The sequence below is a fragment of the Streptomyces fodineus genome (genome assembly GCF_001735805.1).
Lineage (GTDB): Bacteria > Actinomycetota > Actinomycetes > Streptomycetales > Streptomycetaceae > Streptomyces > Streptomyces fodineus.
This window is the reverse complement of the sequence record NZ_CP017248.1, coordinates 7124891-7138750: the sequence shown is the minus strand read 5'-3', so window position 1 is coordinate 7138750 and position 13860 is coordinate 7124891. Positions and strand designations below refer to the sequence as shown.

Sequence of the window (13860 nt, the reverse complement as noted above, 5' to 3'; positions counted from 1 at the left end):
TAAGACCGACATCGTGCGGGCAGTTGTCCACAGGCGAGTGACACGAATCGGTAACGGCGGCAAGAATGCGGGGTGTGACGTCACGCGGAACTATTCCGTCGTGGTGTCCGTGTTTCGGGGTGGGCCGGTTTCGCAAGCAGCGTCGGCCCGGAAAGAACGGGCCGAGGAGGGCCGGGTGACGACCTATGACGATCGAGCGAGCCTCACTGATCTGACCGCCACGGTGGAGCGGGTGCGCGGTTCGGTGGAGGGCGTGATCGAGGGCAAGCCCGAGGTCGTACGGCTCGCGCTGACCGTGCTGCTCGCCGAGGGCCACCTGCTGATCGAGGACGTCCCCGGCGTGGGCAAGACGATGCTGGCCAAGGCGCTGGCGCGGTCCATCGACTGCTCGGTGCGGCGCATCCAGTTCACGCCCGACCTGCTGCCCTCGGACATCACCGGTGTGTCCATCTGGGACCAGCAGCGCCGGGACTTCGAGTTCAAGCCGGGCGCCATCTTCGCGCAGATCGTGATCGGCGACGAGATCAACCGTGCCTCGCCCAAGACCCAGTCGGCGCTGCTGGAGTCCATGGAGGAGCGGCAGGTCACCATCGACGGGCAGACCTATGAACTGCCCAGCCCGTTCATGGTGGTGGCCACGCAGAACCCGGTCGAGATGGAGGGCACGTACCCGCTGCCCGAGGCCCAGCGCGACCGCTTCATGGCCCGGGTCTCCGTCGGCTACCCGAGCGTGGAGGCCGAGCTGCAGATGCTCGACGTCCACGGCGGAGCGAACCCGCTGGAGGACCTGCAGCCGGTGGCGCACGCGCACGAGATCGTGAAGCTGATCGAGGCGGTGCGCGGCGTGCACGTCTCCGAGCCGGTCCGGCGGTACGCGGTGGAGCTGGTCGCGGCCACGCGTACCCACCCCGACCTCAGACTCGGCGCCTCCCCGCGCGCGACGCTGCATCTGCTGCGCGCGGCGAAGGCGTCCGCGGCCCTGGCCGGCCGGGAGTACGCACTGCCGGACGACGTCCAGGCGCTCGCCGTAGCCGTCCTCGCGCACCGCCTGCTGCCCACGGCCCAGGCCCAGCTGAACCGCCGTACGGCCGAGCAGGTCGTGCAGGAGATCCTCCAGCACACCCCGGTGCCCGCGGCGCCCGGACAGCACAGCGGCTTCGGCGGCCTCGGGCGGGGCGTCCCGGCATATCCCCAGCAGCCTCCGCGGAGTCTGTGATGAGCACCGGGGGGACCGGGCAGACGGAGGCCGACCGCGGGGAGACGAGCGGCGTCCGTACGGCCCTGGCGGGCCTGACGACCCGTGGCCGTTCCTTCCTGGCGGCCGGGATCGCGGCCGCGATCTGCGCCTACGTGCTGGGCCAGAGCGATCTCCTGCGCGTCGGCCTGCTGCTGGCCTCGCTGCCCCTGATCTGCGCGACGGTGGTGTACCGCACGCGCTACCGGGTGGCCGGCACCCGCCGGCTCGCCCCCGCGCGCGTGCCCGCCGGCAGCGAGGCCCGGGTGCACCTGCGGATGGACAACGTCTCCCGGCTGCCCACAGGCCTGCTGATGCTCCAGGACCGGGTGCCGTACGTCCTCGGGCCGCGCCCCCGGTTCGTGCTGGACCGGGTGGAGCCGGGCGGCCGCCGCGAGGTGTCCTACCGGGTCCGCTCCGACCTGCGTGGCCGCTACCCACTGGGCCCGCTGCAGCTGCGGCTGACGGACCCCTTCGGGATGTGCGAACTCACCCGCTCCTTCTCGACGTTCGACACCCTCACGGTCATCCCGCACGTGGAGCCGCTCGCACCGGTCCGCTTCAGCGGCGAGGCCAAGGGGTACGGCGACGGGCGGCAGCGCTCGCTGGCCCTCGCGGGCGAGGACGACGTGATCCCGCGCGGCTACCGGTACGGCGACGACCTGCGCCGGGTGCACTGGCGGTCCACCGCGCGCTACGGCGAGCTGATGGTGCGGCGCGAGGAGCAGCCGCGGCGCTCCAGGTGCACCGTCCTGCTGGACACCCGGGGCGGCGCCTACGAGGGCGCGGGCCCCGACTCGGCCTTCGAGTGGGCCGTCTCCGGCGCGGCCTCGACGCTGGTGCACATGCTCGAACGGGGCTTCTCCGTACGGCTGTTGACCGACAGCGGCAGCATGGTGCCCGGCGAGGGCGCCGACGGGTTCGCCGGCACGGGCCAGGAGACCGCGGAGGCGGCCGGGCTGATGATGGACACCCTCGCGGTGATCGACCACTCCGACGGCACGGGCCTGTCCCGGGCGTACGACGTGCTGCGCGGCGGCAACGAGGGGCTGCTGGTCGCCTTCCTGGGCGACCTGGACGAGGAACAGGCCGCGACCGTCGCCAAGATGAGCCGGCGCAGCGGCGGTGCCGTCGCCTTCGTGCTGGACCCGGACACCTGGGTGCGGGAGTTCACCGACGTGCCGCGTCCGGGCGACCGGCACACCGATCGGCTGCGCATGCTGCGCGAGGCGGGCTGGACGGCGCTGAGCGTGCCGCGCGGCGCCCCGCTGAACGCGCTGTGGCAGCAGGCGGACCGGGAGCGCTCGGGCCTGGCCGCCATGACCGGGGAGGCGACGGGATGAGCGGGCGGGCACGACTGGCCCTGTGCGCGGCGGCGGCCACGCTGATGGCCTCCTGCGCGCTGCTGCCCCTGGTGGCCGAGCCGACCTGGCTGCTGCAGCTGGTGCCGCTGGTGGCCGTGCAGACCGGGGTGGGCGCGGCGGCCCGCCGGGTGCCGCTGGGCCGGCCGCTGACCGTGGCGGCGCAGGCGCTCGTCTCCGTGGTGCTGCTGACCCTGGTCTTCACGCGGCAGTACGCGATCATCGGGCTGATCCCCGGCCCGGACTCCTTCCGGCACTTCGCCGTCCTGCTCCAGCAGGGCTCCACCGACGTCAGCGAGTACGCGATACCGGCGCCGCTCACCGACGGCATCAAGCTGATGCTGATCGGCGGCGTCCTGCTGATCGGCCTGCTGGTGGACACGCTCGCGGTGACCTTCCGCAGCGCCGCCCCGGCCGGGCTGCCGCTGCTCGCGCTGTACTCGGTGGCCGCCGGGCTGTCCGACGGCGGAGCCGACTGGCTGTGGTTCCTGGTGGCGGCGGCCGGCTATCTGATGCTGCTGCTCGCGGAGGGCCGGGACCGGCTGGCGCAGTGGGGCCGGGTCTTCGGCGGCGCCGCCCGTTCCACGGGTCCGCCGCAGGGCGATGCGGTGGCCCCGGCGCGCACCGGACGCCGGATCGGCGCGGTCGCGCTCGGCGCCGCCCTGGTGGTGCCGCTCGCCCTGCCGGCGATGCAGGGAGGCCTGCTCGACGCCGCCGGCACGGGCATCGGAGCGGGCGACGGCAACGGCGGCACGATCTCCGCGGTCAACCCGCTGGTGTCGCTGCGCGACAGCCTGAACACGGACAACGACCGCCAGGTGCTGTCCCTGAAGACCAGCACGAACGACATCTCGGACCTGTATCTGCGGATCGTCTCCCTGGACGACTTCGACGGCACGACCTGGAAGCCGGCCCAGCGGCACATCGTCGGTGTCCCGGACAGGTTCCCCACGCCCATCGGCCTCGCCGCGGACGTCAAACGCACCGCGGTGACGACCACGGTCTCGGCGTCGGACTGGTACGCCCAGGACTGGCTGCCGATGCCGTACCCGCCGAGCGACGTCAGGATCGGCGGCCGCTGGCGCTACGAGCCGGTCGGCATGACCCTCGTCGGCGACCACGGCCAGACCACGCGCGGTGCGACCTACCAGGTGACCAGCCTGGACGTGCAGCCCACCGCCGGGCAGCTGTCCAGCGCGCCGGAGCCGCCGGCGGCCCTGAAGCGCGAGTACACCAAGGTGCCGTCCGTGCTGCCGAAGGTGGTGGCCCAGACCGCCAAGGAGGTCACGGCGGGCGCGCGCAGCCACTACGAGGAAGCGGTCAAGCTCCAGGACTACTTCGCCGTCTCGGGCGGCTTCCAGTACGACACCCAGGTGGAGATCGGCCGCGGCCCCGATGCCGTCGCCACCTTCCTGAAGAAGAAGCAGGGCTTCTGCGTCCACTTCTCCTTCGCCATGGCGGCGATGGCCCGCACCCTCGGCATCCCGGCCCGGGTCGCGGTGGGCTTCGCGCCCGGCACCCCGCAGCCGGACGGCACGGTCACGGTGAACCAGAAGGACGCGCACGCCTGGCCCGAGCTGTACTTCGAGGGCGTGGGCTGGACCCGCTTCGAGCCGACCCCGACGCGTGGCACCACGCCGTCGTACACCGTGTCGGACACACCCGGCACCTCGCTGCCCGACCAGAGCCTGCCCTCGCACCAGTCGTCCACGGCGCCCTCGGCGGCGGCCTCGCCGAGCCAGAGCTGCACGCCCCAGCTGGTCAAGCTGCAGGGCTGTGACACGGCGTCCGCGGTGGCCGCCCCGCACAGCAACGGCGGTGGCACGGGCCCGTGGTGGTATCCGCTGATCGGCCTGGCCGCGCTGGTGGTACTGGCGATTCCGCTGTCGCCGCTGCTGTGGCGGACGCGGGTGCGATCGGTACGGCTGGGCGCGCACGCCCGGACCGAGCAGGGCGCGGCGGAGCACACCCTGGCAGCCTGGCAGGAGCTGACGGACAGCGCCTGGGACCACGGCATCGCGCCGGACGAGTCGCTGACCCCGCGCAGGGCGGCCGCCCGGATCGTCGAGCTGGGACAGCTGGATCCGACGGCCGGCGCGGCGGTGCACCGGGTCGCGGACGCGGTGGAGCAGGTGCTGTACGCGCCTCGGCCACTCCCGGCGGCGGGTGCGGCGGAGGATGTGCGCCGGGTGATCGAGGGGCTGCGCGGCACCGTGGGCACCGGCACGCGGCTGCGGGCGCTGTTCCTGCCGCGCTCGTCGGTGCGGGTGCTGTGGGCGGTGTCGGCACGCTGGTCGGCGCTCAGGGCCCGGGTGGCGGCGGCCCGGCCGAGCGTGCGCCGGCCGTCGCAGCAGCAGGGCTGAGAGCATGTGTGAGGGGCGGCCACCAGCGGTGGTCGCCCCTCACACATGGTCTGTCGGCGTCCGGGAAACTCCGGGGAACCGCCGGCCGGCTAATGGCCCTGTTCATCCCTGCGGCGCTGCCAGCGCTCCTCGATGCGGTCCATCATCGAGCGCTTGGGCCGGGCCGGGCGGCGGACGGCGCCCGCGGGCTGCTCGCCCGGCTTCGGCGCCTTGCGCCAGCCGGTGACGGCGAGTACGGCGCAGCCCAGCATGACGAGGAAACCCACCACGCTGACCCAGATCAGCTGCGCGACCATTCCGGCCATGAGGAGCGCGATACCCACGAGGAAGCCTGCGACCGCCTGGTAGACCCGCCGCCGGGTGTACGTACGCAGCCCGCTTCCCTCAAGCGCCGACGCGAACTTCGGATCTTCGGCGTACAGCGCTCGCTCCATCTGCTCGAGCATGCGCTGCTCGTGCTCCGAGAGCGGCACGGAGTCCTCCTCATCGTGCAGTCGCCGGGGCGACCCGGGGGGTCCCTTCAGGATAGGCAGGGAATCGCCCCCGTGAAACCCGCCCCTCTACGCCAATTGGCCAACCGGAGTCCGACATGGCCTCCCGGCTCGCTGAGGCTTGCATTCCCCGGCGGCCGACCCGTCATGCCGGGTGGTGTACCTCGATCATACGGCGCAAACCCCACGATCGGGGGTCTTGTGGCGTACTCCATCCGCTGCCAAGGCCCTGATCAGCGGCGGGTCACGGCAGGGTGTTCAGGCCTCGCCGGCCCCCGGCGTCTCGCCGAGCACATGCAGCTGGGTGGCGACGGAATGGAACGCGGGCAGCTCGGCCGCGGCGGCCTCCAGCTCGAGCAGCGCGTCGAGGGCACCGGGCTCGGTGTCCACGAGGACGCCGGGGACGAGGTCGGCGAAGACCCGCACGCCGTGCACGGCACCGACCGTCAAGCCCGCGCCCTCGACCAGCGCGGTGAGCTGTTCGGCGGTGAACCGGCGCGGCATCGGGTCGCCGGCGCCCCAGCGGCCCTCGGGGTCCTGCAGCGCCTGCCGGGCTTCGGTGAAGTGGCCGGCGAGGGCACGGGCGAGCACGGCGCCGCCGAGGCCCGCGGCGAGCACGCTGAGGACACCCTCGGAGCGCAGCGCGGCAACGGCGTTGCGCAGGCCCTCGGCCGGGTCGTCGACGTACTCCAGGACGCCATGGCACAGCACGGCGTCGTAGCCACCGCGCTCGACCACGTCGAACAGGCCGTGCGCATCGCCCTGGACGCCCCGGACCCGGTCGGCGACACCGGCCTCGGCGGCCCGGCGCTCCAGCGCGAACAGGGCGTTGGGGCTGGGGTCGACGACCGTGACGCGGTGGCCGAGCCGGGCGACGGGCACGGCGAAGCGGCCACTGCCGCCTCCGGTGTCGAGGACGTCCAGCGCCTCCCGTCCCGTGGCCTTGACCCGGCGGTCGAGGGCGTCCTGGAGGACCTCCCAGACCACCGCGGTACGGAGCGAGGCGCGGGATCGAGGGGAGTCGGAGCGCAGCGACGCCGTGTGGGGGTGCTGGTGGGAGACGGGCGGGCGCATCGGGTCCGACACGGCAGTTGGCTCCTCGGCAGGGCTGGAAGGCTTCAGGCGACTCCAGCCTATTGCCTCCGCTGCCCTGTCCCGTCACCGTGGGCGGATGCCGCCGTTCCGCGTCTCGCACGGCGGACGGCCATCTCGGCCGTCCGCCTCCAGAGCGCTCTCAGCCGGTGGTCAGCCCGCGTCCGGTAGGTCACCGCGCGCTCTCGGGCCGCCCCGTTCGCCCGGGTCCTGGCGTGGCTGGGGCAGGACCGGCTGGAGGACGAGCATCCGCTCGACGATGCGCAGGAACATCGCCACGTCCCGTATCAGGTCGTCGGCGTCCCGGCGGCTCGCCGCGCCCTGGATGCCGGCTTCGGCGCGGGCGCGGCGCGCGGCACCGGAGGCGAACAGCGCGCTCCACTCGGTCAGTTCGGGGGCGATCTCGGGCAGTACTTCCCAGGCGCTGCGGATCCGGGCGCGGCGGCGCGGGGAGGTCTCGGGGCGGCCCCGGGCGGCGAGCACGGCGGCGGCGGTGCGCAGGGCGGCGAGGTGGGCCGTCGCATAGCGCTCGTTCGGCGGGTTCAGGACGGTGGCCTCGTCGAGTGCGGCGCGGGCCTGGGCGAGCAGGTCGAGAGCGGCGGGCGGGGCCGTGGTCCGGCGGAGCACGGGGTGCACATCGCTCGCCGGGCCGGTCAGTGAGGGGGCAGGGCCGGTGGCGCGGCGCCGGCGGGCGGCGGCTGCGGACGGGTTGGCCATGACGAACCTCCTGTCGTCTGGGTGACGGCACGGGTGCCGTATGTGCCCATCGTGGGGTATGGCACTGACAATCCGTTCTGACCTGGGGTTTTGCTTCGGTCGTAGGTTCGGGCGTATTTTTGCACTGACCAGTCAGTTCAAAACGTGGATCGGCAGGGGGGCTTGTGGACGGCGTGGACGTCGGGGCCGAGGGCCTCGGGCTCAAGGGACCGCGGGGGTGGGCCTTCCGGGGCATCACCCTCGACGCGGAGCCCGGCTCGCTCATCGCGATCGAAGGACCGTCCGGCTCCGGCCGCACGTGTCTGCTGCTCGCGCTCACCGGACGGATGAAACCCACCGAGGGCGTGGCCCATGTCGGCGGGCTCGGGCTGCCCCGGCACATGGCCCGGCTGCGCCGCGTCAGCGCGGTGGCCAACGTGGCCGGGGTGACCGATCTGGAACCCGCCCTGACCGTGGGCGAGCATCTGCGCGAACGGGCCCTGATCCAGAGCCGGTTCGGCGACTCCCTGCGCCAGCTGCTGCGCCCCCGCCCCCAGCGCACGCACGAGGCACGGCTGCGGGTCGACGCGGCCCTGGCCGCCGCCGGACTCGACCTCGAAACGCTGCCCAAGGGCTCCCGGACGGCCGTCCGCGACCTGGAACGGCCGCAGGAACTGCGCCTGTCCATCGCCCTGGCCCTGCTCGGCCGGCCCGCACTGCTCGGCGTCGACGACCTCGACACGAAGCTCTCGGACACCGAGCGCGCCGAGGTGTGGGATCTGCTGCGCTCGCTCACGCGCGCGGGGACGACGGTGGCGGTCGTCTGCCGCACCGCCCCCGGTGACTGCGTGGTCGTACGGACCGGGCCGAAGGACACCGAGGCGGAGGCCGGCAAGGGCCGCGGCAACACCAACGACGACAAGAGCGACCCCAAGGAGGACGTCGATGCGCTCGCCTAGGCTGGCCGCGCTGGAGCTGAGGCGCTTCGGGCGCGGGAAGCTGCCGCGCGCCGCCCTGGTCGCGCTGCTCGTGCTGCCGCTGCTGTACGGCGCCCTGTACCTGTGGTCCTTCTGGGACCCCTACGGCCGTCTGGACCGTATCCCGGTGGCCCTGGTGAACGACGACAAGGGCGCCACCGCGGGCGGCAGGAAGATCACCGCCGGTGACGACATCGTCGACGGGCTGCGCGACAGCCGGACCTTCGAGTGGCACCAGGTGAGCGACGAGGAAGCCCGCAAGGGCGTCGAGGACGGCACCTACTACCTGTCGCTGACCATGCCCGCCGACCTCAGCCGGCGGATCGCCTCCAGCTCGGGCGGCTCCCCGGAGACCGGCGCCCTTCAGGTGCGCACCAACGACGCGAACAACTACATCGTCGGGCAGATCTCCCGGACCGTCTTCCGCGAGGTCCGCACCGCCGCCTCCACCAAGGCCTCCCGCACCTTCCTGGACAAGATCTTCGTCTCGTTCTCCGGCATCCACGACAAGACGGTCACGGCCGCCGAGGGCGCCGACCGGCTGAACACCGGTATCGGGAAGGCGGAGAAGGGCTCGAAGGACCTCGCCGACGGGCTGCAGGACGCCAAGAGCGGCAGCGGCAAGCTGGCCACGGGCCTGCAGAAGCTCGACACGGGCGCCGGTGATCTCCAGGACGGCTCCCGGCAGGTCGCCGACGGCACCCAGGCGCTCGCCGACAAGGTCGACGGCGTCTACGACAAGAGCGGCCCGTTCCTGAAGGACAACGAGAAGACCATCGGGGACACCGCCCGGCTGGTCGCCGACTCGGCCAAGACCGTCAAGGACAACCTCGACGTCCTGGTGAAGCGCGCCCCCGACGCCGCGAAGATCGCCCACGCGAACTCCGCCGTCCTGGAGGCGATCTACAAGACGCGCTGCGAGACCGCCACGATCCCCGACCCGGTCTGCCCCGACCTCAAGCGGGCCAAGACGGCCGCGGCCGAGGTCGCCACCGTCGCCGACGACCTCAACACGCTGATCGCCGACCAGGACGGCGACCTGAAGACGATGCGGGACAACCTCGGCACCCTCCAGGAGCAGGCCTCGGCCCTCCAAGAGCGCGCACCGCACCTGTACGAGGACGTCGACGACGCCGTCAAGAAGATCGACAAGCTGAACGCGGGAGCCCAGAAGGTCGCCGCCGGCGCCAGGAAGCTGCACACCGGGCTCGGCACCGCCCACACCGGCGCCACCACGCTGGACCAGGGCATCGGCACGGCCGCTTCGGGTGCCCAGACGCTGAACGGCGGCATGTACAAGCTGTCCGACGGCTCCGGGAAGCTCGCCGGCGGACTGCACGACGGCGCCAAGAAGATCCCGGACTACGACAAGAAGGACCGCGACCAGCGCACCGGCGTGATGGCCGACCCGGTCCAGCTGGCCTCCCACGACCTGCACAAGGCGCCGAACTACGGCACCGGCTTCGCCCCGTACTTCATCCCGCTGTCCCTGTGGGTGGGCGCGATGGTCGCCTACATGCTGATCCCGCCCCTCAACCGGCGTGCCCTGGCGGCCGGTTCGCCGGCCTGGCGGATCGCGCTCGCGGGCTGGCTGCCGGTGGTCGCCGTGGGCGTGCTGCAAGTGGCCGCCCTGATGGCCGTACTGCACTGGGCGGTCGGTCTGCAGATGCTGCGCGCGGCCGGCACGATCGGCTTCCTGTGCCTGGTCACGGCGTGCTTCGCGGCGATCGTGCAGTGGCTGAACGCCCGCTTCGGCGCGGCGGGCCGGATCCTGGTGCTCGCGCTGCTGATGCTCCAGCTGACCTCGGCCGGCGGCACCTATCCCGTGCAGACCAGCCCGCGCTTCTTCAACGCGATCCACCCGTTCCTGCCGATGAGCTACATCGTGTCGGCGCTGCGCCGGCTGATCACCGGCGGCGGGCTCGGCCCGGTCTGGCAGGCGTGCGGTGTGCTCGCCGCGTTCACCGCGGGCGCGCTCGCGCTGACCGCCCTCGCCGCCCTGCGCCGCCAGGTGTGGACGCTGGACCGGCTGCACCCGGAGTTGAGTCTGTGATCCCCGCGCAGCCACCGCACGCGCGCGTACCTGTGAGAATCGGGGCCATGGAAAGCAGCAGCGCCAGGTCAGGCGGCAGCACGCGCCGCGAGGCCACCCGGCAGAAGCTCTACGAGGCGGCCGTCACGCTCATCGCCGAGCAGGGCTTCTCCGCCACCACGGTGGACGAGATCGCCGAGCGGGCGGGGGTGGCGAAGGGCACGGTCTACTACAACTTCGCGAGCAAGTCGGTCCTCTTCGAGGAGCTGTTGCGGCACGGCGTGGGCCTGCTCACGGCTTCTCTGAAGGAGGCGGCGGAGCAGACCGCGCGCGCGGGCGGCAGCAAGGTCGACGCGCTGGACGCGATGGTCCGCGCGGGCCTGGTCTTCATCGACCGCTACCCGGCCTTCACCCAGCTGTACGTGGCCGAGCTGTGGCGTACCAACCGGGCCTGGCAGTCCACGCTGATGGTGGTCCGGCAGGAGGCCGTCGCGGTGGTCGAAGGGGTGCTGCGCGAGGGCGTGGCGGCCGGCGAGTTCAGCGACGAGATCGATGTCCAGCTGACGGCGGCCGCACTGGTCGGCATGGTCCTGGTGGCCGCGCTGGACTGGAAGTCCTTCCAGCCGGAGCGCTCCCTGGACGATGTCCACTCTGCGCTGTCCCGGCTGCTCCAGGGGCGCGTGAGCGGAAAGGGCTGAGCGCATGAGGGAAGGCGCCGGTCCGCTGCCGGACCGGCGCCTTCCCCACTCCCCGTACTCCCCCGTACGGTTCTCCCCCTGCGGTCCCCCGTGGGTGGTCGTCCCCCGGGTCCCCCGACTCGCTTCCGCCGACGGATCGGCGGAAGGAGCGGCCAGCTGGCGGGCGCCGTTCCGCCGCCCCGTGCCGGCGGTGCCGGGCCGCGCCCCCTGCCGTGCCTCCACTCTCCCGTTCACACAGGTCGCGGCCCATCCGCGCGCGTACTCATCTCGCGGCCTAGGTACGGATACTCAGCCGTACGCACGCGTGCCCACGCCCGCGGCCCACCGCCCGGTCACGATCGTGTCCGCGCTCACCTCCCGCCGACCGGATTGTCAGTGGCGGTCGATAAAGTCGCAGGCATGGCACGGATTGCGGTGATCGGCGCCGGGATGGGCGCGATGGCGGCCGCTGCCCGGCTGGCCGTCGCGGGCCACCGGGTGGTGGTGTACGAGCGTACGGAGACGTACGGCGGCGCGGTGCGCCGGTTCGAGCGGGACGGGTTCGGTTTCGACACCGGCCCGGGCCTGCTGACGCTGCCCGCCGTGTACCGCGATCTGTTCGTCAAGACCGGCAAGGAGCCGCTGGAGGACTGCGTCGAGCTGGTCCAGGTCGACCCCTGCGCACGGCATGTCTTCGCGGACGGCACCGAGGTGTCGCTGCCGAACGCCTCACGCGCGGGTGTGGTCGCGGCCCTCGACAAGGCGCTGGGTGCGGGCGCGGGCGAGCGCTGGGGCGCGTTCCTGGTGCGGGCCCGGGAGGCCTGGGACCGCACCCGCAGACCGCTGCTGGAGGAGCCCTTGTGGCCCAACTGGCAGGTGCTGGCCGAGAAGGAGCCGTATCCGGCCGTTGCGCACCGGCGCCTGCTGCGCACGCGGCAGGCGCGCACCCTGTCCGAGATCGGCTCCCTCGAGCTGCGCGACGAGCGCCTCGCGGCCCTGCTGGAGAGTTCCGCGCTCGCCCACGGCCTCGATCCGCGGACCGTACCGGCGAGCGCGGCCGTACTGCCTTACATGGAGCACGCCTTCGGCACCTGGTATGTGCACGGCGGCATCCGGGAGCTGGCGCGCGCGGTGTACGAGCGGTGCGTGCGGCGGCGGGTCGAGTTCGTCTTCGGCGCGGAGGTCGTGCGGGTCCTGGAGAAGGACGGCCGGGCGGCGGGTGTGGAGCTGAGCGACGGCGCGGTGGCCGAGGCGGACCATGTCGTGGCGGACGTGGACCCGGCGTGGTTGAAGGCGCTGACGGACCGTCCGCTGGACGGGAACGGGGATGTTCGGGCCGATCCCTTCATGACCCGTCCGGGACGGTTCGCCCTGCTGCTGGCCCTGCGCGGCGGGTGCGAGGCCGGTGCCGCACATCGCACGGTCGTCCATGCGCCGGACCCGGAGTCCGAGCTGGACTTCCTGGCCTCGGCGGACGGGGACCAGCCGCCACCGCCCACGGTGACCGTGCTGCGCCCGGACGACCCCGCGCTCAGACCGGACGACGGGCACGAGTCCGTGGTGCTGTCCGCAGTGGTGCCGAGCGCCGCCGACTGGGACGAGGAGGGCATGGTCCGGCAGTACACGGAGCATCTCCTCGAAGCCGCCGAGGCCGTGATACCGGGCCTGCGGGACCGCGTCCTGTGGCAGGAGGTGCGCACACCCGACGACACCGACGACGAGACGGGTGCCTTCCTCGGCGCGGTGCCGGCCCCCGCGCTGGCCGCCGGCCGGGGCCGTTTCCTGCATCCGTCGAACACCACACGGCTGCCCGGTCTGTACCGGGTCGGCGGCTGGTCCCACCCCGGCGGCGGACTCCCGCACGCGGGTATGTCGGGCGCGCTGGTGGCGGGGCTGATCGTGGAGGGCCCGGAGTTCCGCGGCTCCCGGTGAGCCGGCCCCGGGTCCCTCGGACTACGGAAGCGGTCGGGGTTCAGAAACGGTACTGCTCGTCGTACCCGGTGCCGGGCTGCGGCTGCTGGGCGTGGCCGGGCTCCTGGTTCTGGTAGGGGTACGGCTGCTCCTGCGGGAGCTCACCGCCGTAGGTCTCGTCGGTCCGCTGCTGCGGCACCCACACCCCGCCCGCCGGGGTCTCGCCGTAGCCGCCGGCGTAGGGGTCCTGGGCGTAGCCCTGCTGGGCGTACTGCCCGGAGTAGCCGGTGTCGTACGCGCCGCCGCCGTAGGACTGGCTGCCGATGTAGGGATCGGAGTAGTTGGCGTAGGCCTGCTGGCCACCGGCGTCGTAGCCGTAGCCCTGCTGGCCGTAGCCCGAGTAGCCGTAGGCGTAGTTCTGCTGGTCGGCTCCCTGGGCCTGGGCGGCGCCCGCGTAGGCGGTGTCGCCGTAGACGCCGTAGGAGCCGGTGTCGTCGGGCAGGGGCTGCGGCTCGTAGACGGCGGTGGTCTCGGCGGCGGTCGGGTCGGCGGGCCGGGCCGGGGTGAAGACGTCGTCGCGGTCGTAGTCGGCGTAGTCGCCGTGGCCCTGGTCGTAGACGGCCTGGCCGGCGTCCCGGTCCTCGGCGGTGCCGTCGTACTCCGGGGCCGCCTCGTCCAGCTCGGGGTCGTGCCGGTCCGCCTTGCCGCGGCGGCGCTTGCTGCCGCCGCCGGCCTCGGCCCCGGCGTCCGGGCGCTTGACCGCCCAGCCGGCGGCGAAACCGCGGCGGAACGAGAGGGTGACATACGTCTGGCCGATCGCGAAGGCGATGGCGCCGACGCCGATCACGATCACGGACGGCATCAGCACACCGACCACGACACCGAGGAAGCCGGCGAACGCGAGCAGCCGCCAGCGCAGGCGTGCCTTGTACTGCAGCAGCACCTCGCCCAGCAACCACAGTGCGACGATGCCGAACGCGATGTAGAGGACCGTCCAGCCCATGTACGCCCCTCTCCCAGTGACCG

11 protein-coding genes are annotated in these 13860 nt (G+C 73.0%); 7 read left to right on the top strand and 4 right to left on the bottom strand.

Annotated features, from left to right (window positions below; all coding sequences use genetic code 11):
- Positions 1 to 175: 175 nt before the first annotated feature.
- The 3 genes from BFF78_RS30705 to BFF78_RS30695 are packed head-to-tail and all read left to right on the top strand — an operon-like array spanning position 176 to position 4958.
- Positions 176 to 1216, top strand: a complete 1041-nt coding sequence (locus tag BFF78_RS30705; protein ID WP_069781389.1) for an AAA family ATPase — start codon at positions 176 to 178, stop codon at positions 1214 to 1216.
- A complete protein-coding gene (locus BFF78_RS30700) occupies positions 1216 to 2577 on the top strand; it encodes a DUF58 domain-containing protein (protein WP_069781388.1) in 1362 nt (453 codons plus the stop codon). Before BFF78_RS30705 ends, BFF78_RS30700 begins: the two co-directional genes overlap by 1 nt.
- The gene (locus BFF78_RS30695; protein ID WP_069781387.1) at positions 2574 to 4958 is read left to right on the top strand and encodes a transglutaminase TgpA family protein; all 2385 of its coding nucleotides are present in this window, start codon (positions 2574 to 2576) and stop codon (positions 4956 to 4958) included. Before BFF78_RS30700 ends, BFF78_RS30695 begins: the two co-directional genes overlap by 4 nt.
- An 89-nt stretch (positions 4959 to 5047) precedes the next feature.
- Here BFF78_RS30695 and BFF78_RS30690 read toward each other — a convergent pair whose 3' ends face one another.
- From BFF78_RS30690 to BFF78_RS30680, 3 genes are all read right to left on the bottom strand, one after another.
- Complete coding sequence (locus tag BFF78_RS30690) at positions 5048 to 5431, bottom strand: DUF3040 domain-containing protein (RefSeq protein WP_069781386.1); 384 nt, start codon at positions 5429 to 5431, stop codon at positions 5048 to 5050.
- Positions 5432 to 5707: 276 nt separating this feature from the next.
- Positions 5708 to 6535 carry a methyltransferase gene (locus tag BFF78_RS30685; RefSeq protein ID WP_069781385.1) on the bottom strand — a complete coding sequence of 276 codons (828 nt, stop codon included), beginning with the start codon at positions 6533 to 6535 and terminating at the stop codon, positions 5708 to 5710.
- A gap of 159 nt (positions 6536 to 6694) precedes the next feature.
- On the bottom strand, positions 6695 to 7258 hold the full coding sequence (locus tag BFF78_RS30680; protein ID WP_069781384.1) for an SAV_6107 family HEPN domain-containing protein: 564 nt from the start codon (positions 7256 to 7258) through the stop codon (positions 6695 to 6697).
- A 164-nt stretch (positions 7259 to 7422) separates the two neighbouring features.
- Between BFF78_RS30680 and BFF78_RS30675 the strand changes: the two genes are divergently transcribed.
- From BFF78_RS30675 to BFF78_RS30660, 4 genes are all read left to right on the top strand, one after another.
- Complete coding sequence (locus BFF78_RS30675) at positions 7423 to 8196, top strand: ATP-binding cassette domain-containing protein (protein WP_069781383.1); 774 nt, start codon at positions 7423 to 7425, stop codon at positions 8194 to 8196.
- On the top strand, positions 8183 to 10267 hold the full coding sequence (locus BFF78_RS30670; RefSeq protein WP_069781382.1) for a YhgE/Pip domain-containing protein: 2085 nt from the start codon (positions 8183 to 8185) through the stop codon (positions 10265 to 10267). Before BFF78_RS30675 ends, BFF78_RS30670 begins: the two co-directional genes overlap by 14 nt.
- Positions 10268 to 10314: 47 nt before the next feature.
- Positions 10315 to 10944, top strand: a complete 630-nt coding sequence (locus BFF78_RS30665) for a TetR/AcrR family transcriptional regulator (RefSeq protein WP_069781381.1) — start codon at positions 10315 to 10317, stop codon at positions 10942 to 10944.
- Between the two features lie 399 nt (positions 10945 to 11343).
- The gene (locus BFF78_RS30660; RefSeq protein ID WP_193433575.1) at positions 11344 to 12855 is read left to right on the top strand and encodes a phytoene desaturase family protein; all 1512 of its coding nucleotides are present in this window, start codon (positions 11344 to 11346) and stop codon (positions 12853 to 12855) included.
- 40 nt (positions 12856 to 12895) lie between these two features.
- Here BFF78_RS30660 and BFF78_RS30655 read toward each other — a convergent pair whose 3' ends face one another.
- Positions 12896 to 13837 carry an SCO2102 family sporulation regulator gene (locus BFF78_RS30655; protein WP_069781379.1) on the bottom strand — a complete coding sequence of 314 codons (942 nt, stop codon included), beginning with the start codon at positions 13835 to 13837 and terminating at the stop codon, positions 12896 to 12898.
- Positions 13838 to 13860 lie beyond the last annotated feature (23 nt).

Coding starts and splice junctions, on each gene's coding strand:
- BFF78_RS30700 (WP_069781388.1), top strand. CDS start 1,216: ATGAGCACCGGGGGGACCGGGCAGACGGAGGCCGACCGCGGGGAGACG.
- BFF78_RS30695 (WP_069781387.1), top strand. CDS start 2,574: ATGAGCGGGCGGGCACGACTGGCCCTGTGCGCGGCGGCGGCCACGCTG.
- BFF78_RS30680 (WP_069781384.1), bottom strand. CDS start 7,258: ATGGCCAACCCGTCCGCAGCCGCCGCCCGCCGGCGCCGCGCCACCGGC.
- BFF78_RS30670 (WP_069781382.1), top strand. CDS start 8,183: ATGCGCTCGCCTAGGCTGGCCGCGCTGGAGCTGAGGCGCTTCGGGCGC.
- BFF78_RS30665 (WP_069781381.1), top strand. CDS start 10,315: ATGGAAAGCAGCAGCGCCAGGTCAGGCGGCAGCACGCGCCGCGAGGCC.
- BFF78_RS30660 (WP_193433575.1), top strand. CDS start 11,344: ATGGCACGGATTGCGGTGATCGGCGCCGGGATGGGCGCGATGGCGGCC.
- BFF78_RS30655 (WP_069781379.1), bottom strand. CDS start 13,837: ATGGGCTGGACGGTCCTCTACATCGCGTTCGGCATCGTCGCACTGTGG.